General features: G+C 35.6%; 31 protein-coding genes. 6 read left to right on the top strand and 25 right to left on the bottom strand.

All coding sequences use genetic code 11. The features are described from left to right. Positions 1–132: 132 nt before the first annotated feature. The 8 genes from V6S17_RS12490 to V6S17_RS12525 all read right to left on the bottom strand — a co-directional run bounded on the left by V6S17_RS12490 (position 133) and on the right by V6S17_RS12525 (position 4,562). On the bottom strand, positions 133–1,533 hold the full coding sequence (locus V6S17_RS12490) for a DNA primase family protein (RefSeq protein WP_051457278.1): 1,401 nt from the start codon (positions 1,531–1,533) through the stop codon (positions 133–135). Further along, positions 1,520–2,290 carry a bifunctional DNA primase/polymerase gene (locus V6S17_RS12495; protein ID WP_051457277.1) on the bottom strand — a complete coding sequence of 257 codons (771 nt, stop codon included), beginning with the start codon at positions 2,288–2,290 and terminating at the stop codon, positions 1,520–1,522. The genes V6S17_RS12490 and V6S17_RS12495 overlap by 14 nt, the downstream gene beginning before the upstream one ends. A gap of 95 nt (positions 2,291–2,385) precedes the next feature. Further along, positions 2,386–2,652, bottom strand: coding sequence for a hypothetical protein (locus V6S17_RS12500; protein WP_029091981.1), 267 nt, complete (start codon positions 2,650–2,652; stop codon positions 2,386–2,388). Next, positions 2,649–2,957, bottom strand: a complete 309-nt coding sequence (locus V6S17_RS12505; RefSeq protein WP_051457276.1) for a hypothetical protein — start codon at positions 2,955–2,957, stop codon at positions 2,649–2,651. The genes V6S17_RS12500 and V6S17_RS12505 overlap by 4 nt, the downstream gene beginning before the upstream one ends. 83 nt (positions 2,958–3,040) lie before the next feature. Next, positions 3,041–3,307: a hypothetical protein gene (locus V6S17_RS12510; protein WP_029091983.1), complete on the bottom strand. Its 267-nt coding sequence runs from the start codon at positions 3,305–3,307 to the stop codon at positions 3,041–3,043. Between the two features lie 13 nt (positions 3,308–3,320). Beyond that, positions 3,321–3,551: a hypothetical protein gene (locus V6S17_RS12515; RefSeq protein WP_029091984.1), complete on the bottom strand. Its 231-nt coding sequence runs from the start codon at positions 3,549–3,551 to the stop codon at positions 3,321–3,323. Further along, positions 3,544–4,317 carry a helix-turn-helix domain-containing protein gene (locus V6S17_RS12520; protein WP_029091985.1) on the bottom strand — a complete coding sequence of 258 codons (774 nt, stop codon included), beginning with the start codon at positions 4,315–4,317 and terminating at the stop codon, positions 3,544–3,546. Before V6S17_RS12520 ends, V6S17_RS12515 begins: the two co-directional genes overlap by 8 nt. Before the next feature lie 2 nt (positions 4,318–4,319). Beyond that, positions 4,320–4,562: a helix-turn-helix transcriptional regulator gene (locus V6S17_RS12525; protein ID WP_141229190.1), complete on the bottom strand. Its 243-nt coding sequence runs from the start codon at positions 4,560–4,562 to the stop codon at positions 4,320–4,322. 133 nt (positions 4,563–4,695) lie between these two features. Here V6S17_RS12525 and V6S17_RS12530 point away from each other — a divergent pair, with 133 nt between their 5' ends. From V6S17_RS12530 to V6S17_RS12540, 3 genes are all read left to right on the top strand, one after another. Continuing rightward, complete coding sequence (locus V6S17_RS12530) at positions 4,696–5,379, top strand: LexA family protein (protein ID WP_036027527.1); 684 nt, start codon at positions 4,696–4,698, stop codon at positions 5,377–5,379. A 45-nt stretch (positions 5,380–5,424) separates the two neighbouring features. Further along, positions 5,425–6,573: a site-specific integrase gene (locus tag V6S17_RS12535; protein ID WP_029091987.1), complete on the top strand. Its 1,149-nt coding sequence runs from the start codon at positions 5,425–5,427 to the stop codon at positions 6,571–6,573. 239 nt (positions 6,574–6,812) lie between these two features. Then, entirely contained in the window at positions 6,813–8,195 is a 1,383-nt protein-coding gene (locus V6S17_RS12540) for an aldehyde dehydrogenase (protein WP_029091347.1), read from the top strand. A gap of 151 nt (positions 8,196–8,346) precedes the next feature. Here the strand turns inward: V6S17_RS12540 and V6S17_RS12545 are convergent, their stop codons facing one another. The 4 genes from V6S17_RS12545 to ychF all read right to left on the bottom strand — a co-directional run bounded on the left by V6S17_RS12545 (position 8,347) and on the right by ychF (position 11,140). After that, positions 8,347–8,859 carry a helix-turn-helix transcriptional regulator gene (locus V6S17_RS12545; RefSeq protein ID WP_036027170.1) on the bottom strand — a complete coding sequence of 171 codons (513 nt, stop codon included), beginning with the start codon at positions 8,857–8,859 and terminating at the stop codon, positions 8,347–8,349. A 48-nt stretch (positions 8,860–8,907) separates the two neighbouring features. Next, positions 8,908–9,060: a hypothetical protein gene (locus tag V6S17_RS12550; protein WP_154657732.1), complete on the bottom strand. Its 153-nt coding sequence runs from the start codon at positions 9,058–9,060 to the stop codon at positions 8,908–8,910. Positions 9,061–9,355: 295 nt separating this feature from the next. Further along, entirely contained in the window at positions 9,356–10,021 is a 666-nt protein-coding gene (locus V6S17_RS12555) for a DUF1129 domain-containing protein (protein WP_029091346.1), read from the bottom strand. 18 nt (positions 10,022–10,039) lie between these two features. Beyond that, positions 10,040–11,140, bottom strand: coding sequence for a redox-regulated ATPase YchF (gene ychF / locus V6S17_RS12560; protein ID WP_029091345.1), 1,101 nt, complete (start codon positions 11,138–11,140; stop codon positions 10,040–10,042). Between the two features lie 257 nt (positions 11,141–11,397). Here ychF and V6S17_RS12565 point away from each other — a divergent pair, with 257 nt between their 5' ends. The 3 genes from V6S17_RS12565 (at position 11,398) to V6S17_RS12575 (ending at position 14,342) form a co-directional block, all read left to right on the top strand. Next, complete coding sequence (locus tag V6S17_RS12565; protein ID WP_036027168.1) at positions 11,398–11,883, top strand: MepB family protein; 486 nt, start codon at positions 11,398–11,400, stop codon at positions 11,881–11,883. 241 nt (positions 11,884–12,124) lie between these two features. Further along, positions 12,125–12,964: an LCP family protein gene (locus V6S17_RS12570; RefSeq protein ID WP_051535962.1), complete on the top strand. Its 840-nt coding sequence runs from the start codon at positions 12,125–12,127 to the stop codon at positions 12,962–12,964. Between the two features lie 115 nt (positions 12,965–13,079). Further along, on the top strand, positions 13,080–14,342 hold the full coding sequence (locus V6S17_RS12575) for a hypothetical protein (protein ID WP_029091342.1): 1,263 nt from the start codon (positions 13,080–13,082) through the stop codon (positions 14,340–14,342). 261 nt (positions 14,343–14,603) lie between these two features. Here V6S17_RS12575 and V6S17_RS12580 read toward each other — a convergent pair whose 3' ends face one another. The 13 genes from V6S17_RS12580 to rpmH all read right to left on the bottom strand — a co-directional run bounded on the left by V6S17_RS12580 (position 14,604) and on the right by rpmH (position 26,081). Then, a complete protein-coding gene (locus V6S17_RS12580) occupies positions 14,604–15,560 on the bottom strand; it encodes an LCP family protein (RefSeq protein ID WP_029091341.1) in 957 nt (318 codons plus the stop codon). An 82-nt stretch (positions 15,561–15,642) separates the two neighbouring features. Then, on the bottom strand, positions 15,643–15,819 hold the full coding sequence (locus V6S17_RS12585) for a DUF951 domain-containing protein (RefSeq protein ID WP_080712896.1): 177 nt from the start codon (positions 15,817–15,819) through the stop codon (positions 15,643–15,645). 16 nt (positions 15,820–15,835) lie between these two features. Further along, positions 15,836–16,693 (bottom strand): ParB/RepB/Spo0J family partition protein, encoded by an 858-nt coding sequence (locus V6S17_RS12590; protein WP_029091339.1) that lies wholly within the window; start codon positions 16,691–16,693, stop codon positions 15,836–15,838. Further along, positions 16,686–17,447 (bottom strand): ParA family protein, encoded by a 762-nt coding sequence (locus V6S17_RS12595; RefSeq protein WP_029091338.1) that lies wholly within the window; start codon positions 17,445–17,447, stop codon positions 16,686–16,688. Before V6S17_RS12595 ends, V6S17_RS12590 begins: the two co-directional genes overlap by 8 nt. 447 nt (positions 17,448–17,894) lie before the next feature. Next, complete coding sequence (locus tag V6S17_RS12600) at positions 17,895–18,221, bottom strand: helix-turn-helix domain-containing protein (protein WP_029091337.1); 327 nt, start codon at positions 18,219–18,221, stop codon at positions 17,895–17,897. Positions 18,222–18,340: 119 nt separating this feature from the next. Continuing rightward, positions 18,341–18,907, bottom strand: coding sequence for a TIGR00730 family Rossman fold protein (locus tag V6S17_RS12605; protein WP_029091336.1), 567 nt, complete (start codon positions 18,905–18,907; stop codon positions 18,341–18,343). Between the two features lie 78 nt (positions 18,908–18,985). Next, the gene (gene noc / locus V6S17_RS12610) at positions 18,986–19,834 is read right to left on the bottom strand and encodes a nucleoid occlusion protein (protein WP_036027166.1); all 849 of its coding nucleotides are present in this window, start codon (positions 19,832–19,834) and stop codon (positions 18,986–18,988) included. A gap of 229 nt (positions 19,835–20,063) precedes the next feature. Continuing rightward, positions 20,064–20,780 carry a 16S rRNA (guanine(527)-N(7))-methyltransferase RsmG gene (rsmG, locus tag V6S17_RS12615; RefSeq protein ID WP_029091334.1) on the bottom strand — a complete coding sequence of 239 codons (717 nt, stop codon included), beginning with the start codon at positions 20,778–20,780 and terminating at the stop codon, positions 20,064–20,066. 1 nt (position 20,781) lies between these two features. After that, positions 20,782–22,677, bottom strand: a complete 1,896-nt coding sequence (gene mnmG / locus V6S17_RS12620; RefSeq protein WP_029091333.1) for a tRNA uridine-5-carboxymethylaminomethyl(34) synthesis enzyme MnmG — start codon at positions 22,675–22,677, stop codon at positions 20,782–20,784. Positions 22,678–22,694: 17 nt separating this feature from the next. Next, positions 22,695–24,080 carry a tRNA uridine-5-carboxymethylaminomethyl(34) synthesis GTPase MnmE gene (mnmE, locus tag V6S17_RS12625; RefSeq protein ID WP_036027165.1) on the bottom strand — a complete coding sequence of 462 codons (1,386 nt, stop codon included), beginning with the start codon at positions 24,078–24,080 and terminating at the stop codon, positions 22,695–22,697. Between the two features lie 351 nt (positions 24,081–24,431). Then, positions 24,432–25,319 (bottom strand): membrane protein insertase YidC, encoded by an 888-nt coding sequence (gene yidC / locus V6S17_RS12630; protein WP_029091331.1) that lies wholly within the window; start codon positions 25,317–25,319, stop codon positions 24,432–24,434. A gap of 45 nt (positions 25,320–25,364) precedes the next feature. Further along, positions 25,365–25,721, bottom strand: a complete 357-nt coding sequence (rnpA, locus tag V6S17_RS12635; protein WP_029091330.1) for a ribonuclease P protein component — start codon at positions 25,719–25,721, stop codon at positions 25,365–25,367. A 225-nt stretch (positions 25,722–25,946) separates the two neighbouring features. Continuing rightward, entirely contained in the window at positions 25,947–26,081 is a 135-nt protein-coding gene (gene rpmH / locus V6S17_RS12640; protein ID WP_029091329.1) for a 50S ribosomal protein L34, read from the bottom strand. Between the last annotated feature and the right edge of the window lie 725 nt (positions 26,082–26,806).

Here is a 26,806-nt window from a genome sequence, read left to right on the forward strand (position 1 = left end):
TTTGGCTTTCAACCACCCTTTTTGCCTTTTGTTCATTCACCCTATGCATTTATCATTTGCCCATTCATTGACACATGCTAAACCTTTACAGCTCTAGATGATTAATAACATTTGGCTTGATTGCCCATTGTTTTATGAGTAAGGGGTATTATCTTCCATAACCAACCCTTTAAAAACCATTCCTCTTTTTCCGTTTTTCATAATCCTTGCATAGATATAACCATGTTTTTCAACTAATTTGATAAAATTTTGTTTGTTCAACGCTTTAATTCCCTCTTTGTTACAAAAAATACGGTATTCATCATAAACATAGGACGCCGAACGTCCTGTATTAGCATTATCTAATTTACATTCTTCTTTCAAAAAGCGTTCAACTGGGTTATTACGTTCCAACCATTTCTCTTTGACCTCTGCCATTCGCTCGGATTCACTTGTATATCCTCGCTCTAGGGCTTTTCTAAACATTTCTATACATTCATAAGCAAAGCTAGGTATTTCACGTTCTACAGCCTTTAAATCGTGGTGACTGATAAACTCTTGCGTTATCTTGGTATCGAGCGGCACAATTTTAAACCGTCTTGTATCACCATGTGTATTCACTTTTAGGCTCGGCAACTCGTTGGCACTAAAAATCAACTTAGCAAAGCTCTTATAACTGAATGGGTTCTTGTTTTTAAACTCTATTAAAATGGTATCATCGCCTGTTAATGCTTTAATAACCGATACTTTATCAAGGTACTTACTATCAATATCTGCAAATATATTGGCTTCTTTCAAATAGACTTGTGACGTTGCGAAGCGGTTGTTTTTATCGGCAAATTGTTCCAGTGCCACACTGGAAATATTAGTCATTCCTAACATACTTGTAATGTGGTTTAACAAGGTACTCTTACCATTACTACCGTCACCACTTAATATCGTCAATTCTTGGAATGGCATACCATGATAAAAACAAGAGCCTATCATTTCCATGATATACGTGATACTTTCACCCATTAAGTCAGATAGCCATTGCTTTGTTTTGACCGCTTCCCCTTGCATGGTTAGATTGTAATCATGCCCATGTAATAACATCAATTCGGGATCATGTGGGGATAATCGTCCTGTGGTAAAGTCGTAGACCCCATTATTAAACGCCACTTTATCCGTTTTCATCACCTCAGCAGGCGTTAAGTGATTGCCTGCTTGATAACAGTTAATACCCACGTTGTAGGCGGTATCTTTTACTGTTCTGTTCGACCATTTGCCTGCTTGTTGTAATTTTTCAGTAGCTTTTTTCTCTGTGTATTTATCAATATCAAATGACTTCCAATACCCGCCTTTTTCGCTGTATTGAAGCGGATAAGGGAAATTAGGATAATTCACCATTCTTGATTCTTGCATGATTTCTTTTGCTAAAGCAGGTATATTAACCCTTTCCTTGTTGTTATCGTCTATATAAAGCCATTGAGGACGTTCTTTGATTGTCGTTGTAAAGCCACTTACTAACTCACCAACCGCTTCACTATTAGGTACTGTATTATTTAACTCCATTTTTCCACGCCCCTTGCTTTTTAATTTCTCTTTTTAAGATACTGCTAAATGTTTTGTTTAACTCACCAATAGTTAAGGGGTTAGATAGGTTAGCATTCCACATTTTTAATATTTCATAGGTTTCATGACTACCCAATTTATATAAATATCGCCCCGCTAGTCGTGCCAATGTATTATTACGTTCACCCACATTGACACCACTTAATAACTTGCCCCATTCATCACTGGATAATTTACGGTATGTCTGCCCCTCGCTGTTTCCTATGAGTGTTTTAAGCCATTCGGGGGCTTCTACTATCGGGTGACTGTTCAACACCTCATAAATGCCACCATTCGGGTGTATGCTTGGCGGTGCAAGAACATATCCACCCTTACCTTTTATGTCGACCTGTGGGGCTAGTTTACTGGTTGATGAAGCGGGTAAAAACTGCTGTCCTCTAAAATAGTAATGCAAGCCACCTGTGGGCGTTTGCACCGTTGTCGTTTGTATCTGGCCATAGTTGGTTTCCCATTCTTTTAACTGTTCCATGCCCTCTTTACTGCCATGTACATCAACATCTAGCACCCACATTGTTTCGCCAGTCGGTAAACCGATATTATAGTCGGGGTTATCTCGCCACCAGTCCTTTATTTGTTGCTGATCCATTGAAGCGGACTTAAACCCATTTGTTGTTGCCGGACGTTTCTCATTCGGCACGCAAGGAAAGACTGATACCCCATTTTGTGCGTATTTTAATGCCATTTGTAGCAAATTCATTGTATTCCCTCCTATTTTTGATAAAATAAAAGGCAAGAGTGGTCTAAAACTCTGCCTTTGAAGTCCTCTATCATTCCAGTGATAAGGGGCTTTTTTTAGTGTTCACTAATTTCACTATTTTTTTCCAACAACTCTTTAATTTCTGAGTTACAGCCTTCCAAAGCTCGTTTTACAACTGAAAATACACAAGCCATTTCTTTTACATTCAATACTGCTAAAAGTAAATCTTGATTAGTCATTTTGTGTACATCATAGGCAGGGTCAAAAACTTCACCTATCTTATGCAAAGCCTCGACTGCTTCGGAATTAATAGCACCTATATATTCCAATTGATTGTAATCATCTTCACGAATATTTTTCATAATATTCCCCCTACTTTTTTATTTTGCAATGTGTAAATTAATTCTCTTTGTGTTGGTTTTATCAATTGTGATTTTTCCAATTCCATTAGTATTCGACATCCAACTTGCAAAGCTAATTGAATATCAGTTTCATGCCAATCTATATTATTTTCTTTGCAATATGTTTTCATGATGCTTTGTACAAAGCCACTATGTGCCGTTCGGTTTTTAAAATGGTAATCGTTAGCGTTTCCTGTGAAAAATGCCCCCAAGTCTAATATATGCGTTCTACCTTGCTTGTTTCTTTTAAGAATAACCTTATTCATTTCAACACCCCTATTTTTAAATTGGTATACCTCATTTAACTTTCATTTTATAACCCCATACGTTGCGCCCGCTTCATATTTTGTTATTTTTGGTGGCTAAGCACCCACTTGGTTACTTCGTCCTTAGAATAGAGCTTAATGCCCTCTATGTGGATTGTAGGCAACCCCTCACGTTCCCACTTTATCAATGTCACCACTGAAATATCTAACCATTCCGCCATATGCTTTTGTTTTAAAAAGGGCTTATCTAGCCCTGTATGACGTCTTGCTTCCTCAATGCCACTTGTGGCAACGGTGTAAATGTATTGCTTTAAATGGGCAGTTTGTTCCTCATTTAACATGACTTCCAACTACTTCACCCCTTTACGCTGATTTTTTAATAATCACTACGTTTTTAACGTCCTTTACTTCACTTTGATAGTTGTTAGACACGTTTAATACGTTGTTAAAGCAGTCTTGACGTTGTTTAGTGTGGACTGTGTAACGTTTAACACGTCTGTACGTGATTAACTCACTAATAACGATGTCATACAGCGCATAACCCACAAGAACAGCCATAGTGCCATATACGATAACCCAATATAAGTTAGGCATGTTCTGACACCTCCCACGGATTGAATAGATTTTTAAGATGTGAGTGCTGTTTCTGTGCTAAAAACTCGGCTCGTGCCTCTTGTGAGAATGGGTTAATTGGTTGTATTGCCATTGCTTCCTGTTTTTCTCGCTTGTTGTCAATGAAATTCATACATGATTTGCGCACATACGCTTTTAAGTTTTTCGCTTTTGTTTTTGCTTCAGCAACGATCATTAAGAATTTATCTTTTGTTAACCCATAACCAACAAATTCAGAAAAAAGTGGCACAAGGTCAACCGCTTCTTGGTGACCTGTTTTGTTTTTAGTTGATTTAAAGTTAATTAATAAGTTAGAGGGTGAAGCGGATAACTCATTCCCTTTACTCTCTGTTACGTTTGGTACGTCCTTTACTGGTGTAGGTGGACTGTCATGTGAACTATCATGTGGGCTGTCAGTGACTGGTAAAATCGTAATAATATTACTTGATGAGCCACCTACTAGTGTTTTCCTGCGTTGTGGAAATACCGCAATGATATTTGCCTGTTTAAGCGATCTTACGCAACGATTAACCGTAGACACTGAAATACCTAACTTATCCGCAATCGTGGCATACAGCGCACGACATGCCCCATTGTGACGACTTGCTAAATTAGCCACGTAATGAAGCACGTTCACACTGTTAGCATTCAAATAGTTGTGTTCGATATGGTGAGCGATATTATCATTCATATCGTTCACTGTCTGAAATGTTTCGTACTGCCTTAAAATATTGAATCCTGTGAACATGGTTATACCTCCTTGTGTCTTTCATCAATAGCGTCTAACGGTTTAACCGTAATGTCGGTTAAAAAAATAATGTCATCATACTTTACACCGAAAACACTTTCTATCTTGCGTATAACTTTAACATCTGGATAAGAAGCTCCTGTTTCATAATTACGCCACGTTTCTTTGTGAATAGCTAATTTTTCAGCCATTTGTTTTTGGGTTAAATTAACATTACCTCTTAATCCTTTTAAAGTTACTTTCATTAGCATGACCCCCTTTCAATAATTCAATACTATTACGTTTTAACCGTAAAGTCAATTGTAAAACTTATTTTTTTAGGTTTAATGTTGTTTGTTTTACGGTTTTAACGTATACTTTCATTAAGGAGTGAGGAAAATGAATTCTTTAGGAAATAAAGATATTATGGCAAAAAACATTGTAACTAACATGGAAAAACATGGAATAACACGAAGAAAATTGTCTTCTGACCTGAACATAAGTTATACAACAGTCACCGATTGGATAAACGCAAAAACATATCCACGTATTGATAAAATTGAATTAATGGCAAATTATTTCAACATAAACAAATCAGATTTAGTAGAAGAATCAACTGAAGATAATATTCACCCCTTCCCAACCGCTTCAACCGAATTAATAGACTTACCGCTATATGGCGATGTGGCAGCAGGTGCGTTAGCTGAAATGGAAAGCGTAGACGTGTGGGACGTTGAGAACATTCAACTACCTAAAGTTATATTACCGACTTTAAGCTCATATACCAACCTGTTCGCTATGCGTGTGAATGGTGATTCAATGGATAAAGTCATTCCAGATCATTCCCTTGTTGTTGTGAAGCCTATTGAACACACTGCGTATAAAGACGGTGATATTGTTGTATTCAGTTACAACGGTGAATACTCGCTTAAACGTTACCGACCTAATGCAATGCAAAAATTCATTATCTTTGAAGCGGATAGTCACAATCCCGATTTCCAAGATATACCTATCAATAAAGAAGATATGCCCGAAGCTAATATTTATGGAAAAGTGGTTGTATCTATTAACAAATTTGATTAATGCCCTATAACCCCTACATCGCGCCCGCATACGGAGGGAATTACAATGGCAACATTCAAACAGTACAGTACTAAAAAAGGTAAACGGTGGCTATTTAAGCACTATATCGGCACGAATGAAGAAACTGGCAAGCGTGAATCAGTATTAAGACGTGGTTTTTCCACAAAAAAAGAAGCCAATCTTGCATTATCTCGTTTATTACTTGAGATAGAACAAGGTGGGCTTAAAAAGAATAAAAAATATAAGTACCATGAAGTGGCTACCATGTGGCTAGAACAATATAAGAACACTGTTAAAGAAAGCACGTATGCAAAAACATTATTTTACTTTGAAAAGCATATATTGCCTATCTTTGGTAATCTCTACATCAACAATATAACCGCTTCAACCTGTCAAAAGGCTATCAATAAATGGCATAAGAAAAAATATGCAATGTACAAACTATGGTTCAATTATACATCTAAGATATTTGAATATGCTATCACATTAAACATAATTGATATTAACCCCACCGTTAGGGTAACCATTCCTAAAAAAATGGCTATCATACAAGAGGATGATTATAGTAATTTCTACAACAAAGAAGAATTACAACACTTTTTCAAATGCTTAGAAGCAGACAATCGTTATATGCAATTAACGCTGTTCAGAATATTAGCATTCTCTGGTATACGTGTAGGTGAAGCATTAGCACTTAACTGGCAAGATATTAATTTTAAAGAAAGCACGATAAGGATCAATAAAACCGTATCACAAGGTATCCATGGCAAAACATTAGTGCAAACACCAAAGACAAAAACATCTATTAGAACGTTATCGATAGATCCTCAAACTATCAACATATTAAAAACATGGCGTAGAAAACAAAAAGAGTACTATCTAATGTGCGGTATTAACACTTTAAAACCTAGACAACTGATTTTCAGTAATAAGAATAATACATTTTTAGAAAGTCGTTCTATTGTGTACCTTATGAATAGTATTGTAGAAAAGCATAACTTGAAGCGGATAACCACACATGGACTACGTCACACGCATTGTAGTCTACTTTTTGAGAGTGGTGCAAACCTACAAGACGTTAAAGAACGCTTAGGGCATTCAGATATACAAACAACTATGAATATCTATACCCATGTTACTGAAAAAGCCAAAGAGAATACAGCGGATAAATTCGCAAAGTATGTTAACTTTTAGCATATGGGTATCAAATTGGGTATCAAAACAGAAATGAAGCCCTTGTAAAAGTGTTATAAACACCGATACAAAGGCTTTTATACTAAAATCAATTAATTTTTTGCGATATAATGGATATATAATCACAACTTTAACAACAGAAAAAGATATAACGAATGTGTAATAACGTGAAGAGTTATTCGTCTTTTTCACTAACACAATTACTATTTTTTAAAATACAGTTATAAGGAGCTATAAATATGCGTAACCTCGAAATAACTACCTTATTTAAGCAACAAAAAAACTTTTTCAAGACCAACAAGACTAGACCAATACCTTTTAGAAGACAGCAGTTAGAAAATCTTCAACAAGCATTACTTACTTACGAAAAACCATTGTTAAATGCACTAGAGAAGGATTTAGGTAAAAGTGAATTTGAATCCTATGCGACGGAAATAGGATTTTGTTTGAAGAGCATCAAAACTACTTTAAAAAAACTGGAACATTGGGATAAACCTAAAACAGTACGTACACCTCTGGCCTTATTTTCTGCGACAAGTAAAATCTATAATGAACCCTATGGTGTCGTATTAATTATTGGCCCATTTAACTACCCTCTACAACTGATTATCGAACCATTAATTGGTGCCTTAGCAGCAGGTAATTGTGCTGTTATTAAAACAAGTGAAATGACACCTAACGTTTCGCGCATTATATCTGACATGATACATGCCCATTTCACAGAAGAAATCGTTATTGTTGTTGAAGGTGTCGCTTCTACAACTACTTATTTACTCACGTTGCCTTTTAATTACATCTTCTTCACTGGCAGTAGTGTTGTAGGAAAAATCGTCTATGAGGCTGCAGCAAAACTTCTCATTCCAGTCACACTAGAGTTAGGCGGGAAAAGTCCCGTCATTGTCACGGAAGATGCCAATATTAAACATGCTGCTGAACGGATAGTCTGGGGTAAATTTTTAAATACAGGTCAAACATGCATTGCTCCTGACTACATCTTAGTTCACCACTCCAAAAAAGCAGCATTAATAACGACGATTAAAGAAGTAATTACAGCCTTTTATGGCCACAATACTGAAAACAATAAAGATTATGGACGCATTGTAAACGAAAAACATTTTAATCGCCTCAATAAAATAATAGCAACCGACAAAAAATACATTGTTGCTGGTGGAAAGAGTGATGCCAATAAACTTTTTATTGAACCCACCTTGCTTGATATTCCTAATACTAGTGTTGCTTCAATGCAAGAAGAAATTTTCGGGCCTATTCTCCCCCTATTAACTTACAATGATCTTGCTGAAGTTTATACAATCATTGATGAAAATCCAACACCACTCGCACTTTATGCCTTTACAGAAAACAAACAGATAGCAACCGAACTATTCGATACAGTTAGCTTCGGAGGTGGATGCTGGAACGATACGATTTCACATGTAGCTAATGAACACTTACCGTTCGGGGGCGTAGGTTCTTCTGGTAGTGGTTCCTATCATGGTAAAACTAGTTATGATACGTTCTCGCATCAAAAAAGCATCTTAAAACGCCGTTCTCGTATTCGTATCGCATTTCTATTTCCACCATACAAAGACAAAATAAAGTGGCTACGGAAATTTTATAAATAGATTGAGTGGTTTTTAATTGCTGAATAATTTCCATTAACCCATTAATATACAACTCAATTTTAGATTTTGACTATAAATTAACAATTCATAAAAACACACAACCTTCTTAAGACGGTTGTGTGTTTATTCAAGATTTTTGTAGAGGAATTAATTACTCTACAGTAATCGTTCCTCCGAAGTTGAAAACATCACTTAGCCAGCCGTATACAACAAAACAGGTAAATGCCGTCGTAATAATAGTCACAATGACAATCCATTTATATAAATGGTTATCTTTTTTGTTTTTTATAATAACCAAAGGTATCACAATAAAACTTAACGGAGCATAAATAAAAGTGAAAAAAAGCATAATCAATAAAAACCAACTATCATCTGTCTCATTTTTAGTGAGTGTCTTTTTTATATTTGAAAATTTTTGTTTTTGTGTATGAATGTTATGTTTATTAGTTTCAATTTTCCTCTCAATATGTTCATTTTCTTTTGTAAGGTCTTGTATAGAAGTTTTATAAAAAGACGCTAGCATTTTCAGCGTATGAACATCAGGAGCACTTGACCCATTTTCCCATTTTGAAATCGATTGTCTCGAAATGTTAAGTTTATCTGCCACCTCTTGTTGCGTGAAGTTGTTGCTAAGACGTGCTGATTTAAGTTGTTTTTCTAACATATAAATCCTCCCCCAATTTTTAAAATGAAGCATGGTATGTATCTATAATTATTTTTCAGAGTTATTATCAATTGCTTTTGTTAAAAAATAGCCAATAAAAGGAGCAGCTATAATTCCATATATTTGATAAACTCTCGGAATCAAGAACCATGTCAAAAGCAGAATTATTAAAGTAATAAATACCGAAGTGAAATTTTTCATTTTGTTCCTCCTTATTTTCTGAATAAAAAATAAAATACTAATGTTTAATATACACGAGATTAAAAAGAATTTCCTTTTTTATTAGCCTATTAGTTGCGTTCATTTATAATCTTTATCAAGTTTAATCTCATTCTGTATCCAAATATGGTCTAACTTTAAATATCTTCTGTTAGAACTATACTTATTATATAAATAATACCTCTATTACTAGATATTAAAAATATGGGATAAAAAAAGGATTGCAGGCATAGCTGCAATCCTTTTTATTATTGATTATACTTTTCCAATGTCACTTTTAATAACGTGTAATTGGTGTAATGTTAAATTTACGTTTAAGGTACCATTTAAGAAGCAATACAACAACACCTAAAACAATTGCGATTGTTGGTTCTAAAATGATGTTCCATTTTACTGGTAAAATTGCTGTGAACACAAAGGCTAACAACATCCATACAATTACAAAAATAACAGCGTAAAGTACATACTTCATTAATCCTTTACGTCCCTGTTCTTTAATTCGGAGTGTATAGTATTGCATACCGGCCATACCTGCTCCACCAATAAAGAACGACATCAGGATAAGTGAAATTGGAATTGTTGTAACATTTGAGCTTGATTTACCAAAAAAGGCTGTTCCGGCAACTGCCAATAACATGATTCCCATAACGAGTAAACCACCATCAATACCACGTAATAACCAACTTGGCTCTTTAGGTTTAGGTTTTGTAATCACTTCATTTTGCTCATCAGCATATTGTTGCGGCGCTTTACCGAAAAGACTACGAGCTGTAATACTTTTTTTCTGTGCTTCTTTGACATCCGTTACCATTGTATCGATTAGCGTTACGATCTGATCTTCTGGTAGAACAGCTGCTGTACGAAGGTGACGCTCAACGTCAACGATATACTGCAAGTTTTTCTTCGTTAACCCTTCTTGATTAAAACGATATGTTTGTTCCATCTAGTGTTCCCCCTCTATCTATACGTTGAATAAGAAATGTAACACGTCGCCATCTTTAACAACGTATTCTTTTCCTTCTGCACGAACACGACCGGCCTCTTTTGCTGCTTTTTCAGAGCCATACTCTATTAAATCATCATAGGCAGTTGTTTCTGCTCGAATAAACCCTCGTTCAAAGTCAGAGTGAATAATCCCTGCACATTGAGGTGCTTTCATACCTTGTTGGAATGTCCATGCGCGCACTTCTTGAACACCCGCAGTAAAGTATGTTGCTAATCCTAATAATGAGTATGCTGAATGAATTAAGAGATCTAAACCTGACTTCTCAACACCCATGGCTTCAAGGAAATCTTGTTTATCATCTTCATCAAGTTCAGCAATCTCTTCTTCTGCACTTGCACAAATGACGATTACTTCTGCTTTTTCAGCAGCTGCATAGTCACGTACACTTGCCACAAATTGATTTTCACTACCAGCAGCGACTTCATCTTCAGCTACATTTGCAACGTAAAGTACTGGTTTAGAAGTTAACAAGAAAAGACCTTTTAAAATAATATCTTCTTCTTCTGATAATTCTAACGAACGCGCAGGCTTATCGTTTTCTAATGCCGCTTGTACTTTAACCAATACTGCAAGCTCATCAACGGCTTCTTTATCACGTTGTTTAGCTAATTTTTCTACACGCTTCACACGCTTATCAACCGACTCTAAATCTGCAAGGATAAGCTCTAAATTAATTGTTTCGATATCGTCTAATGGATTGATGCGGCCTTCAACATGTGTAATGTTTTCATCAATAAAACAACGAACAACATGACAAATTGCATCTACCTGGCGAATATGTGAAAGGAATTTGTTACCAAGTCCTTCACCTTTACTTGCACCACGTACGATTCCAGCAATATCTGTAAATTCAAAAGTCGTTGGAATTGATTTTTTTGGTACATACATTTCCATTAATTTTTCTAATCTTTCATCTGGTACTTCTACACGACCCACATTAGGATCAATCGTTGCAAAAGGATAGTTAGCTGCTTCTGCACCCGCTTTTGTTATTGCATTAAATAATGTCGACTTACCTACGTTGGGTAAACCTACGATTCCGGCTGTTAATGGCATTGTGTTTGCACTCCTTCAATTCATAAATAATAGTTTTATATAGTAATTATAGCAAATTATCCAAGTCTTAATTTTAAGTAAAAAACCTGATTAACCTTACTTTTTTCTAAAATAACATTAATTTATATTATATAGGTTTTTGAGTTAAAATGAAATCAAAAATCCATCTCTACTATCATACCATAAAAATATGGATTGATTACGTTGGATATTCACAGGCAAAAACTTTAAAATAAGATACATAAGGAGGCGATTTGATGGTTTATATCAATCCTATTGACATACCTATTCTAAAAAAAATATTAAATTATTCTGACGTAACTATTACCGAGGTTTTACCTGAAACACAAAATGCCGAATACGATGCTTTTCGATTCACAATCGCAGGTCATACTGCACGTTTTAGAAAGGCAAAAATAACACCTAAAAAAAATGGCCAATTCGTTGCTTTTTGGGAGAAAAATACAGGTGGTAAAAACCAACCCTTCCATGTAAATAACACCCCTGATTTACTCATTATTGCAGTTAACGATTCATTAAATACAGGTTATTTTATTTTCCCTAAACATATCTTAATTACTAAAAAAATAATTTCGAACAACAATTCAATTGGCAAAATGGCCATGCGTATTTATCCCCCTTGGGATTTAGCCATGAGTACACAAGCACAAAAAACACAGATTTGGCAAAATCATTTTTTCCATAGTGACATAAGCAAAAAAACATTGCATACAATTTGTTAAATATTTGACACTGTATTATCTCGGTTCTAAATTTTTAATGTTTTATGACAATTTATGAGACGGATAAAGCGCCTTTGACATGCTATAGTTTAACTTTAAACTACTTGTAAAGTCGGAGGTATAAAATGAATAAGAAAAAGGCACCCTCAAAAACAAAGTCAAAATCAAAAAAGGATTACTTAAAAAAATACTAATCCCTTTATTACTTTTGCTATTAGTTATTGGTGGGATTGCAGGCTACATGTATTATAAAGCTGCTGATACGGTCGATAAAATCAATGAACCGCTTAAGACAACTTCTACAAAGGTTGTTGATGAAAAACCTTTCACCGTTTTATTGATGGGGATTGGAACCCAACCATCTAATGCGAAACGCCAACTACGTGGTGCTTCAGATACAATGGTACTAGCTACAGTAAATCCATCAAAAAATGAAATGAACTTATTAAGTATACCGCGTGATATGATAACACCTATTTCAGGCGAAAGTAAAAAAGGAAAGATTTCAACAGCCTATACTATCGGTGGAGCTCAAAAATCCGTTGATACTGTATCCGATTTATTTGACGTGTCTATCGATCATTACGTCACTTTAAATATGGACGGTTTAGAACAACTTGTTGATGCAGTCGATGGCGTGACTGTTAAGAATACGTTTGAATTCACTCAAGATGGTTTCAATTTCCCTAAAGGCTCACTCACTCTTTCTGGAGAGAAAGCGCTAAGCTATAGTTTAATGCGCTATAATGATCCTAATGATGATTTTGGACGTCAAAAACGTCAAAGACAAACAGTTGATGCCCTTTTTGTTAAACTTGTATCGGCTAAAGGATTAATGAATTATAACGCCATCATGGACATCATTGGTGAGAATGTAACCACCAATATCAGCATGAAGGAAATTTTTGGAATCGCTAAAAACTACCGTAACATTAAGACAGTTAAGCAAAATACGATTGAAGGCGGTAAAATCGTGCGTCCAAATAACTCGACTGATAAACGAGTACCAAGCACCTATGTGATTTCAGATAAATACATCAAAGAATACAGTCAACTACTTAAGCAGCAACTTGCTGAATAAGTTAGGTTAACATAGTTAACCCCCATCTCTCATTCTATTTGAGGGATGGGGGTTTTTTGTAGCTATCTTGTAAAATACCTTTTACAATGTAGTAAGGAAAGGATGTGCGTGTAGAATGACGCTAAAATCACTTTTTTTTGAGGGGTCAAACGAAAAAACTGCTTTTTGGAGTAAACCTCCTGCTGATAAAATTACATTTGGCCTTATTGAATTAGAAAAAAATTTCTCATGTAAATTGGTTGAACGTTTTCCAGTGCCAACGATTGATGCAACACTATCTAATCAAGTACTTGAACAAAAAGATGGTCAACCCGTAAACGGTCTCTTTTTAATGGGGACAGCTACAAATAAAGGTTCTTATATCTCGTTTTCCTTAGAAAATGCTACAGGAACATTTGAAGGTCGCCAATGGATTAATGGCGATGCAGATCTACAACTAGAAAAATTAAATCAACAGTCAATCGTCTCAATCACAGCTAAATTAAATGAGTTCCCTAAAAAAAGCGGACGTTTTTCATTGATGTGTTCCGCCATCAAACCAGCAGACTATAATGATGATACAGCATTATTACAAAGACAAATGCCTGATGATACACCGCAAGCAATTGTTGATGAGTTTTTCTTCTACATCTCATTGCTAAGTAAACCATTTCAAAACACTACTTTTTATTTGCTTGATGATTTGTGGGCAGATTTTTCATTACGTTATGGTGCGAAAGGCCATCATCATAATTATCGAATGGGGCTGTTGCAGCATACCACGGAAGTTATGCGTATCGCTTATCATATACATCAACATGCTGAAAATCCAACAAGTTTAGCTACCTATTTAAACATTATCACACGTACATTTCAATCGTTGGACTGGAAAAAAATGCTCACCGATTTAACGCCACAAACAGCCTATAAAAAAACTGCACCTAATGAAACAAGCAATCATATTGCCGAATTGTCACAACGTATTTTAACAACATCTATAACCGAACCACTTTCTTTGGACACGTTATTGTTTGGTATTATCTTCCATGATATTGGAAAAATCATCGAATATAGCAGTGTTGGCGATGAGTCTGGTGATAAATACAAACGTTGGTTTGGCGATAATTTCGAAGTACCACATCATCGTGCAGGAGCAATTGATATGGATGTTCTAGGGAAGCGTTTTGGTCATATCCAATTAGGCGTAATGTATATTTCACGCCAGATGTACCAAAATAATACCGAATTAAGTTTAAATGATTGGTTAGACACTTTGGCCGTTATTCAATCTCATCATTACAAACCGGAATGGGGCTCACCAGTGGTTCCAAGAACAACAGTCGAATTTGTTGTTCACTTAGCTGACTTTATTGATGCCCGAATCGCCAGTGAATTTTAACAACTAGAAAAATATTCAACAAAAAAGCATCAGCGTTTCTACATGAAATAAATACTATTATCGAAAAAGACATGTATCGGAATAATAGTCCGCATACATGTCTTTTTTTGTGAAAAAATAAGCATCAGTGAAAACTCACCAACACCCTAAATTATAAAGCCAAAAGTTTACAACCTTTCTCTGTTTCACATGAAACAAAAAAGCAAAGAGCCATGAGATTTACATCTCTACTCTTCGCCTTTACTATGATATGTATTATATTTATTCTGCTAAAGCTTCTTTCAATTCTTTTTGATATTTAGCTTTAACATCATCTGATACAACATAATACCAGCTTGTTGTTGCTCCATCAGGATTCATCAAGGTTTCACCTGTACCGTCTTCAATCGATGATTCAGTGACATTGTTGACAACACCGCGATAGTTTTTAGCAATCGAAATCATATCCTTCGTATCAAGGTTTGTCTCGACGTTATTGCCAATTGCTTTTAAAATGTCATTGTAATTGAATACCACACTACTCGAAGTTGCTTTGCGTGTGACTGCTTCAATTACCTGACGTTGACGTTGTTGACGACCAAAATCACCTTTCGGATCTTCATAACGCATACGTGAATAAGCTAAAGCTTCTTTTCCTGACAAATTGATGTTACCCGTGTTAAAAGTAATGCCATCCTGTTTAAAGTTTAGCTTATTGTTAACCGTTACACCATCCACTGCATCAACAAGTTGCTTAAAGCCATCCATATTCATATTCACATAGTAGTTTACGGGGATGTCCATAAACTCTGAAACTGTATCTACTGCCATTTGTGCCCCACCATAAGCAAAAGCTGAGTTGATTTTTTCTTCTGTACCATGACCTACAATCGGCACACGTGTATCACGTGGTAAACTAAGAAGATATGTTTTTTCCTTTTGAGGATTTACCACCGCTAAAATCATTGTATCGGATAGACCTGGACGTTGACGCCCCTTACTATCTAAATCATTGTCCGTACCAAGTAACAAAACTGCAAATGGTTTTTTATCAGCAATATTAGTTGCACTTGTTTTCAATGGCGCATTAATTTTACTCACTGTACTATTTGTTTTGAAATAAAGGTATCCAGCCACACCAGCAATTGCTAGCACTAGTATTAAAATTAACATTAAAATTGCTTTCCTAACCGGATGTTTTTTCTTCACTTTCGAACGTCGTGTTTCAGTTTCACTCATCAATTTCCACCTCAATCATTTCTCTCACTTAATTTTTAGCTAGTATAACACAGGCTATCTTTTTTTAAAAAAGATTTGTGAGTTACCGAATAATTTTCTTGATTTTTTTATCAAAATCGCGACGTGGAATTAATACGCTATGTCCGCATCCAAGACACTTTATTCGAATGTCCATGCCCATGCGAATTATTTCCCATTCATTACTACCGCAAGGGTGTTGCTTTTTCATTTCCACGACACTTTTCAAATCATAACCCATCACATGTCTCTCCTTTTTACAATTCTATCTCTAATATATTCAATATACGGTTAAAATCGTCCTCAGATAAAAATTGAATTTCAATTTTACCCTTTTTACCGACTTTTTTGATTTCAACTGCGGAACCAAATTTTGATTGTAATTGCGTTTCTGTTGCGCGAATAAAACTTGGTTTTTGTTTCTTACCAACGTTGTTTTTTGTTTGCTTCATATTTTTATTGGCATTTAATTCCGTAACATATTGCTCTAATTGACGTACGGTCATTTGTTGAGCAACAGCTTTTTTAGCTACCGCTAAAAGTTGATCTGATTCTACCAATCCTAAAAGTGAACGTGCTTGTCCCATTGACAACAACTGTTGTTCTAACATTTTTTTAACTTCAGTTGGTAATTTTAACAGTCTTAAATAGTTAGCGATATAAGGGCGACTTTTACCTAATTTTTTCGCAATTTCACTCTGTGTTAACTGTCGTTTTTCAATCAAAAGTTGATACGCATTCGCTTCTTCTAAAACAGATAGGTTCTCACGTTGTAAGTTTTCTAAAATTGCTAAATCCATCATTTGATCGTCTGAATAATCACGTATAATTGCTGGAATCGTTTCAATCCCTGCTAATTTAGAGGCACGGCAACGACGTTCTCCGGCAACAATTTCATATTTATTATTAATTTTACGCAAAATAACTGGCTGTAAAACACCATTTGCAGTGATTGATTCTGCTAATTCTTTTAGAGCTTGTTCATCAAATATCGTACGTGGTTGATAGGGATTCGAGATGATTTTTGTTAACATGACCTCTTCGATTGTTTCCTCATTAGAAAGCCCCATATCACCGAATAATGCGCTAATGCCTTTACCTAAACCTTTAGACATTTGCTTTCACTTCCTTTGCTAATTCTATATAAGCCTCTGCACCCTTTGATTTCACATCATAGATGACAGCGGGTTGTCCATAACTTGGCGCTTCACTCAAACGAACATTTCGTGGGATAACTGTTTGATAGACCTGCGGGCCAAAATGTTTTTTAACTTCAGCAATAACCTGTTGTCCTAAATTTGTACGTGCATCATACATCGTTAATAAAACACCCTCAATTTCGAGATTTTTATTTAAATGGCGTTGCACTAATTTCACAGTATTTAGCAACTGTGTTAAACCTTCTAATGCATAAAATTCACATTGTACAGGTATTAATAATCCATTTGCTGCCGTCAAAGCATTTAACGTAATAATTCCTAAAGATGGTGGACAATCAATAATGATAAAATCATATCTTTCAGATACAGTTTCTAACGCGTTCTCTAAACGTCTTTCACGCGATATTGTGGATACTAATTCAATTTCCGCGCCTGCTAGTTGAATCGTTGCAGGTACAACATCTAAATTTTTAACATCCGATGTTATGATCACATCTTCTAACGGTACATCTCCAACTAGAACATCATAAATACACTGTTTAACTTCTGCCTTTTTGATTCCGACACCACTGCTAGTATTCCCTTGTGGATCAGTGTCCACTAATAATACACGGTGACCAATAATCGCTAAACTTGCACCCAAATTTATCGCTGTTGTTGTTTTACCGACGCCACCTTTTTGGTTGGCAATTGCTAAAATTCTGACCATTCGATTCAACCTACTCTCTCAAATTAGGAGTTTTCGTAATCAACCTACTCCATGTGTATAAAAAATTAAGATTTGCGTTTGCATACTACCTTGCTTTTTTTACAACTTAGAGTTCTTATTTCATTAATTATCCAACCGATATTATTACAGTCCTGCTAACGCAGTCTTTTATTATTACTTACTCTTTAATTGTAGCAAAAAAAGCCGTAATCATGTTAATATAAGACGAATTTAAATACAACTTCCTTTTCAATGCCATTATTTTTCAGGGATATCGTCTCTTCTATAAAGCAATAAAAATAACATCATTTATATCTTTAAACTACCAAATTCCGTATTTAAATATTAACTAACATGTTTAACAATATAAAAATAAGAACGGATTGTTCGTTAAAAAATAACGATAACACCCCGCTCTTATTAGCTATTAATTAATAATAACGCTCTTTATTTCAACGCACCCAACAATCCCATAATCATTCCATAAATAGGGAAAATCAACCACCAAAATTGTTTGAATAACGCTATAAAATCATTTGGCTTCGCTTCATTTACCGTGATGTTTTTTTGGAAATCGCGGTCACCTTTAATTAATTCATCCAAACTTACTTCATAAAGTTCGCTCAACTTAATCAAATTTTCGATATCAGGGTATCCGCCACCAACTTCCCATTTTGAAATAGACTGTCGCTTCAAGTTTAAGATGGTCGCCAATTCTTCTTGTGAATAGCCTTCTTTTTCACGCAATAACTTCAATCGTTCCCCAAGATGCATGGTTAATCAACTCCTTATTATTATAGTATTAACTATACTTAATAATTATATTTATTAAAAGAAGCTCATGGTTGCTTAAACGCAACTACTAGTTGCACAGTACCCTTATACCTGATAAATTAGCGATATTCGCGTGCTTTAGGCGCTTGATAATTTTCAATGAATGTTTTAATTTTACTGAGTGAATCTGAGATGCAAATATTATCTCGATCAGTTTGTGATAAAAATCCCGAAGCAACCATCGTATCAAAAAAACTTGCCAATCCATCGTAATAACCAGCTACATTATATAAAACACATGGATTTTGGTGTTGAGCGACACGCCCTAACGAGATTACTTCTGAAATTTCTTCCAATGTGCCTGGCCCTCCTGGAAGTGCAATAAAAACATCAGCCAGATCAATCATGCGAGTTTTGCGCTCCGGCATTGTTTCTACCACCTCTAAAGTCGTTAATTTTTCATGTGCTATCTCACGATCTTTTAAAAATTTAGGCATAATACCCGTGACATTACCGTGACCTTTTAAAATCGTATCAGCAATTATACCCATCAGTCCTACTTTACCGCCACCATAAACCAACTCATAGTTGTTAGCAAGTAACCATTCTCCCAAAGCAATTGTTTGTTCTTTATATATAGGATTAATACCCTCTGCGGCTCCACAATATACTGCAGCTCTTTTCATATTTTCACTACCTTTTCTGTTGAAATAAGCGCAGGCACTTCCGAAAGTGCCTACGCCTGTATCTTATTAATAAATAAATTATTTATTTTTAGAGATTTTAATAGAAATTTCAATGTATTCTTCTGTTTCATTTTCAATCGTTTCAACTGGAATACCGGTTTTATTTACCAAATCCAATGATTCTTTGATTGTATTAACAGCAATTCTAAAATCACGACTCTTAATTTGACGTTTTTTAGGCGCATTCACCTTATCCAACAGTTTTTGCACACGATTTTCGGTTGCCTTTACAGTGAGTTCGTGTTCGATAATTTCTTTTAATAATTCTGCTTGTTGTGCCTCATCTAATGCGATTAAAGCACGGGCATGGCGCTCTGTAATTTGTTTATTCAAAGCTGCTGTTTGCACCGATTCACCTAACTTTAGCAAGCGTAATTTATTTGCTACAGTTGATTGACTTTTTCCTAATTGCTTAGCCAACTCACCTTGTGTAATTTGGTGTAAGGCAATTAAACGCTTATAGGCATGTGCTTCTTCAATCGCAGTCAATTCTTCTCGCTGTAAGTTTTCAATCAAGGCAATTGAGGCAACCTCTTTGTCTGATAATTGATTAACAATTGCAGGAACCTTTTCCCACTTCAATAAATTCATCGCACGGAAACGACGTTCACCTGCAATGATTTCGTAACCATCTTCTTTGTACTCTCGCACAATAATAGGTTGAATCAGCCCATGTTCAGCAATAGTCTGTGACAATTCAGCAATTTTTTCTTCATCAAAGACAGCGCGAGGTTGAAAACGATTTGCTATAATTTTTGTAATAGGGAGCTCTTCAACCGTCTGATTATGTGATTCTTCAACAAATTTTTCAATTATTTTTTCTTCTTGTTGACGTGCTTGTTTCTTTCCAAAGCCAAATAAACCCAATGGTCTTCGACTCCTTCCCTCTATCTATAATTAATCTGCCCTTCAACGAATGCTAACGGACGAATTGTTATGCGCTATTATTATATTTTAGCAAACAATCTCTAAAATACAATCTCTCAACTTAAACGTGCAGTCTCTTTTTTTACTCATCTTTCATTCTAGTGTCTATCATACCAAAGTTAATTGCATAACAAAAGCCAAGAACCGATGAGTTCTTGGCTTTTAGTCACTATACAATTGGCATTTTATTTGGTGTTCCAGGTTTGCGTGGGTATTGTTTAGGCGTTTTACGTTTTTTAGCGATGGTAACAACATGACGCTCAGCCTCTTCAACGGGCAGCATGAAGGCCTCATCACTCAATAACTCTCCACCTAATACCTTTATACCCTTTTTAGCATCAACCATCTCTGCTGCTGTGTGAGCCGCTTTAAGCGCAACAAAATGTCCGCGCAATTTAACAAGTGGTAAACACAATTCAGCTAAAACACTCATTCTAGCCACAGCTCGAGCGGTTACAATATCAAATTGCTCACGATATTGTTTATTTTGACCAAATGTTTCCGCGCGATCATGCACAAAATAAACATCCTTTAATCCTAATTCACTTGCAAGATGGTTAAGGAACGTAATACGTTTATTTAATGAATCAACAATTGTTACTTTTAGTTGCGGGAAAGCAATTTTAATTGGAAGGCTAGGGAAACCAGCTCCAGCTCCTACATCGCATAAGCTAACAGATTGATCCATATCATAATAAAAGGCTAAGGTAATTGAATCATAAAAGTGTTTAAGATAAATTTCCTCTGGATCAGTAATAGCTGTGAGATTCATTTTTTCATTCCACTCCACTAATACCTCCGCATATACTTGATATTGTTTCATTTGCTCATCTGATAATGCGATGCCTTTTTCCAACAAAGCTTCACGGAATTGTTCTGGGTTCACTTTATTCTTCGCCTCCAACTCTTACTAGTTTACCTTGCTCCAAATACACCATCAAAATTGATACATCTGCAGGGTTCACACCTGAAATACGACTTGCTTGAGCAAGCGTTAACGGTTGTACTTCTTTAAGATTTTCGCGTGCTTCTGTTGCTAAACCACTAATATAATCATAATCTAAATCCACAGGAATTGTTTTTTGTTCCATGCGTTTAAGTTTATCGACACGTTCTAATGATTTTTTGATATAACCCTCATATTTCACTTGGATTTCTACTTGTTCAGCAACTTCTTCAGTGATATTATCACTTGCTGCTATAACTTCTATTAAGTCTGCATAGGTTACTTCAGGGCGACGTAAAAGATCCCAAGCTAAAATACCATCTTTTAGTAATGAACCCCCGATTTTAGTCATCCAGGCTTGTACTTCTGCAGTTGGTTTTACACGAATTGATTTGAGTCGATCTGACTCCTCAGCAATCTGTGCTTTTTTATTTAAAAAGGCTTGGTAACGTTCTTCTGTAATCAAGCCAATATCATGGCCTTTTTCAGTTAAACGTAAATCAGCATTGTCGTGACGTAATAAAAGTCGATATTCCGCGCGTGATGTTAACAAACGATAAGGTTCTTTCGTCCCTTTTGTTACAAGATCATCAATCATAACACCGATATAACCCTCGCTACGTTTCATAATAAACGGTTCTTTATTTTGAACTGCTAATGCAGCATTAATACCTGCGATAATACCTTGACCAGCCGCTTCTTCATAACCACTTGTACCATTGATTTGACCCGCTGTATACAGGTTTTTAATCCGTTTCGTCTCTAGTGTTGGCCACAATTGCGTTGGTGCCACTGCATCGTATTCAATTGCATAACCTGCACGCATCATTGACGCATTTTCAAGTCCTGGAATAGAATTAAGCATTTTATGTTGCACATCTTCAGGCATACTTGTAGATAGTCCTTGAACATATACTTCTTCTGTATGACGACCTTCTGGTTCCAAGAATATTTGATGGCGCGGTTTATCTGAAAAGCGTACAATTTTATCTTCAATTGATGGACAGTAACGCGGGCCACTTCCTTCAATAATACCCGTGAACATTGGCGCACGATGAAGGTTCGCTTTAATAATTTCATGTGTTTCTTCAGTTGTATAAGTTAACCAGCAAGGGATTTGATCGGTAATAAATTTAGTTGTTTCGTAACTAAAACCACGATGATCTTCATCACCTGGTTGTATCTCTGTTTGTGAATAATCGATTGATGTCGATTTCACACGTGGTGGTGTTCCTGTTTTCAAGCGTAACAAGTCAAATCCAAGTGTCTCTAATTGTTTAGAAAGAGCCACTGACGGTTGTTGGTTATTTGGACCACTTGAATATTTAATATCGCCAATAATGATTTCACCACGTGAGTATGTTCCCGTTGTAATAATGACTGTTTTTCCACGGTAAATACCACCTGTTTGTGTAATGACACCTGTTACAACATCATCTTCGATAATCAATTCATCTACCAAACCTTGGCGCAATGTAATATTATCTTCTTTTTCAATTGTGTGCTTCATTTCATATTGGTAGTCCCATTTGTCAGCTTGTGCACGTAAGGCACGAACTGCAGGACCTTTCCCAGTATTTAGCATACGCATTTGAATATATGTTTTATCGATATTACGACCCATTTCGCCACCTAAGGCATCAATTTCACGGACAACCACACCTTTAGCAGGCCCTCCGATTGAGGGGTTACACGGCATAAAACCAATCATATCGAGATTGATTGTAACCATCAATGTTTTACAGCCCATACGCGCTGCAGCTAATCCCGCTTCAACACCTGCGTGTCCTGAACCAACAACAATGACATCATAATTTCCAGCTTCATAAGTTTGCATTTTTTTACATCCCTTCCTTACTTCCCTAAACAAAATTGTGAGAATAATTGATCTAATAATTCATCTTGAACGGCATCCCCAGTAATTTCACCAAGCAACGTCCAAGCTTGTGTCATATCCATTTGTACTAAATCGACCGGCATATCATTCGCTAAACCATTTAACACCTCGTCAAAAGCAGCCACTGTTTTGTTCAGTAAAGCAACATGACGTGTATTGGAAACATAAGTAGCATCTTCACTTACAACAGCGCCTGAGAAAAAGAAATCTGCAATTGCTTGCTCTAGTTGATCGATGCCTTCTTGTGTCTCTAATGATATTTTAACGACTGGATTACCTTGTGCCAATTCAGTAATACGCGCTTCATCAGCCACAGTAGGTAAATCTGTTTTATTAAGAATAACAACGAACGGTTGATGTGATGCTGCTTCAAATAATGCCTCATCTTCAATACTTAACGGTTCTGCTTGGTTGATAACAAGCAATATAAAGCTTGCGTCCGACAGTGCTTGGCGCGAACGTTCAACACCGATTTTCTCAACGATATCCTCTGTTTCACGAATACCAGCTGTATCAACTAATTTAAGCGGTACACCTTTAACATTGACGTATTCTTCCACAATATCACGCGTCGTACCTGCGATGTTCGTCACAATCGCTTTATCTTCTTGAATCAATTGGTTTAGCAATGATGATTTCCCTACATTTGGGCGACCGATGATAGCTGTTGATAAACCATCACGTAAAATTTTACCTTGTTGCGCTGTCTCAAGTAACTGCAATACGTAGCCTTTTACCTCTGTCGCTTTTTCCAACAACATACGTTGCGTCATCTCTTCAACATCATCATATTCTGGGTAATCAATATTCACTTCAACTTGTGCCAATACATCTAAAATTTCACGACGTAAACTGCGGATCAAGCGGCTTAAGTTTCCATCCATTTGTTTCAATGCCAAACCCATTGCTCGATCAGTTTTAGCTCGAATTAAATCCATAACTGCTTCCGCCTGAGATAAATCAATTCGTCCATTGAGAAACGCTCGTTTCGTAAATTCACCAGGCTCAGCTAGGCGTGCACCCAACTGTAATATCAATTGTAAAACACGGTTAACAGCTACAATACCGCCATGTGTGTTAATTTCTACGCAATCTTCACGTGTAAATGTTTTTGGTGCTCGCAAAACAGTCACCATTACCTCATCAATCATTTCATTTGTTTGAGGATTTACAATATGACCATAATGAATCGTATGTGAATCAACCATTTCTAATGATTTTTTCCCAGCTTGATAAGCCTTATTTACAATCGCAACCGCATTATCGCCACTCACTCGAATAATTGAAATTGCCCCCTCACCCGGTGGTGTTGAAATCGCTGCAATCGTATCAAATTCTAACATTTTTTGCCGCCCCTTTCTTTTTTTGCACAAAATAAAAAGCCAAAAATACCCAATGTAGTTTTAGCTCAACAACACAGGTTTAAAAGATCATAAGCAAAAAGAACAAACGTTATAACAGAGCGTATACCCGTTAAACATTAGTTGTCTTTGACTTATCCACATCTTTCACCTGTAGATATATTCAATTATAGTTTCCATTCTATTTTAACTTATCCACATGTGAATAACAAGTGGTCTGAGTCCAAAATTGAATGTCAGGCCTAAAATCCAAGCTACTTTAAGGCTACTAATGGTTTTTAAAGAATAAAAAAACGTTAGAACCTTTTGGCTCTAACGTTTTTCATTAATTAATTATTTTTTCTTTTTTGATTTTGATTTCTTTTTAGTACTTGGTTGTTCTTTCAATGTCAATTGTTCTTCACGACGTTTTTCAGCATCTAATGCAGCTTGTGCTTCAGCCATTTCACGACGGATTTTAAACGGATTATTGATTAACAACGTTTGGAATACCATAAAGATATTACCTATTACCCAGTACAAAGCAAGTGCAGATGGTAATGACCAACCAGCGAATAAAATAAATGCTGGCATAACATATAACATCATACTCATTTGCGAAGCCATCATACCTTCTTGTTTCGGTTGAGACATCATGCTCAACTTAGTAGAGAGGAATGTTGTAATAGCAGCTAAAATTGGTAAAATATGCATATGATCTGCTTGGCCTAAATTGAACCATAAGAATGTTCCTGTTTCTAATACTTCAGTACGTCTAATCGCAGCATAAAGACCAAATAATACAGGCATTTGAATAAGTAATGGTAAACAACCGGCTAACGGATTAACATTATTTTCTTTATATAATGCCATTGTCTCTTGTTGTAGTAACATCTGTGTATCACGATCTTTAGATTTGTATTTAGCTTGGATTTCTTTAATTTTTGGTTGTAATTTCATCATGTTACGTTGGCTACGTAATTGTTTTACCATCAACGGTAAAATCAATAAACGGATAACAATCGTAATCAAAATAATACCCATACCATAGCTATTACCTGCTAAGGCTGATAGCTTCAAGATTAACCAACTAATTGGAAATACAATATAGTGACTCCAAAATCCTGTTGTATTTGCATCTATTGGATTTGACGCTGCTCCTGCTGTTGGCGAACACGCTGATAAAACAAGTACTAATGAAGCGACCATTAATAGTAATAGCCATTTTTTATTTGCTTTCACTCAATAAATCCCCCTTATCCAAAACCTATCTATTTTATAGATATATTATTTAGAACGGTGTTGGTACACCTTTGCTAATTTCAATACATGTTCGAGACTCGATTTCATCTCATGGTAAGTCATAGTGGCCGCCGGATTTCTGGCGATAATAACAATATCAACATCATGTTTAATCAACTGGTTTGCATCAAATTCCATCATTACATGACGCAAGCAGCGTTTAATGTAATTTCGTAGATGCGCGTCGCCTAATTTTTTGCTAACTGATAACCCAACTCTAAAATGAGCTTGATCTTTTTTCGGATAGCTATAAATAACAAATTGGCGGTTGGCAGTCGAATGTCCATGTTTGAAAATTGTTTGAAAATCTTCATTACGTTTAATACGATTTGCTTTTTTCATTAATTCTTATCAACACCACCTGTTTACTAAAAAGTTGTGCACTCATAAATATGTCAAACTAGGTCTATTATAGCTGAATTTCTCTTAAAAAAAAACAGATATAGCCTCATTTGAATATTATTTTATATCTGCGTTGTATTATCTTTGACAAATATTACTGTAAACAAACGCTACTTTGCTAAATTAATTCAAAAAAAAACCACTGAGACAACTCAGTGGGTCTTATTATGCTGATAAGACTTTACGTCCTTTACGACGACGAGCAGCTAATACACGACGACCGTTTTTTGAACTCATACGTGCACGGAAACCGTGAACTTTAGAATGTTTACGTTTTTTTGGTTGGTAAGTTTGTTTCATATCCAACACCTCCTCAAAATCTAAATTCCAAAAGTGTCATAATACTGATTAAAATGACATACTAGGTAATTATAGTAGATAAGTGGCATTGTTGTCAATCGAATTCGAATAAACCTTTAGTGAAAATAATTTATTAAATTGATAAAATACAGATTTTCTTCTATATAATACTACTTCTTTCTGTTGTAAAAATTTTCAAGATTTTTAATTTTTATCTGCCTCTTTATTTTCAACTTGAATTTTTCATTAAAAAATCTTTGTTTCTTTTTAACTTAAACGTATTTCCTCCTTAATTAAGTTATCCACAGTTATTTTTGTTTCCGTCCTCTTTTTATTTATGCACATATTAGTCCTTAATTATCCACAAAGGTATTTAATAACTTTTTTTACTTTTTATTTTATGCATGCTTATGGACAGCTTATCCCCATAGCCCACCGTTGTGGATAACAGTTATCAACAGGTGTATATGTTTGTGAACAATCATTTACTGCACTTGATAGCAAAGACGTTTTCTGATAAACTAAGAAAGATATAAAAGCTAAATAAGGCTGTGGATAAAAATAGTTGTCCACATTCTGTGCATAACTTGTGGATAACATTATTCAGCGTTGTTCACTTTTTTTGTCCACAGCTGTGGATAATGTGTACAGATCATGCAACATTTTTCTATAACGTCTTAAGCTTTATTTATATAGGCTACAACTTTGCAGGGGGAAAATAATTT

The sequence above is a fragment of the Brochothrix thermosphacta DSM 20171 = FSL F6-1036 genome, from assembly GCF_036884295.1.
Lineage (GTDB): Bacteria > Bacillota > Bacilli > Lactobacillales > Listeriaceae > Brochothrix > Brochothrix thermosphacta.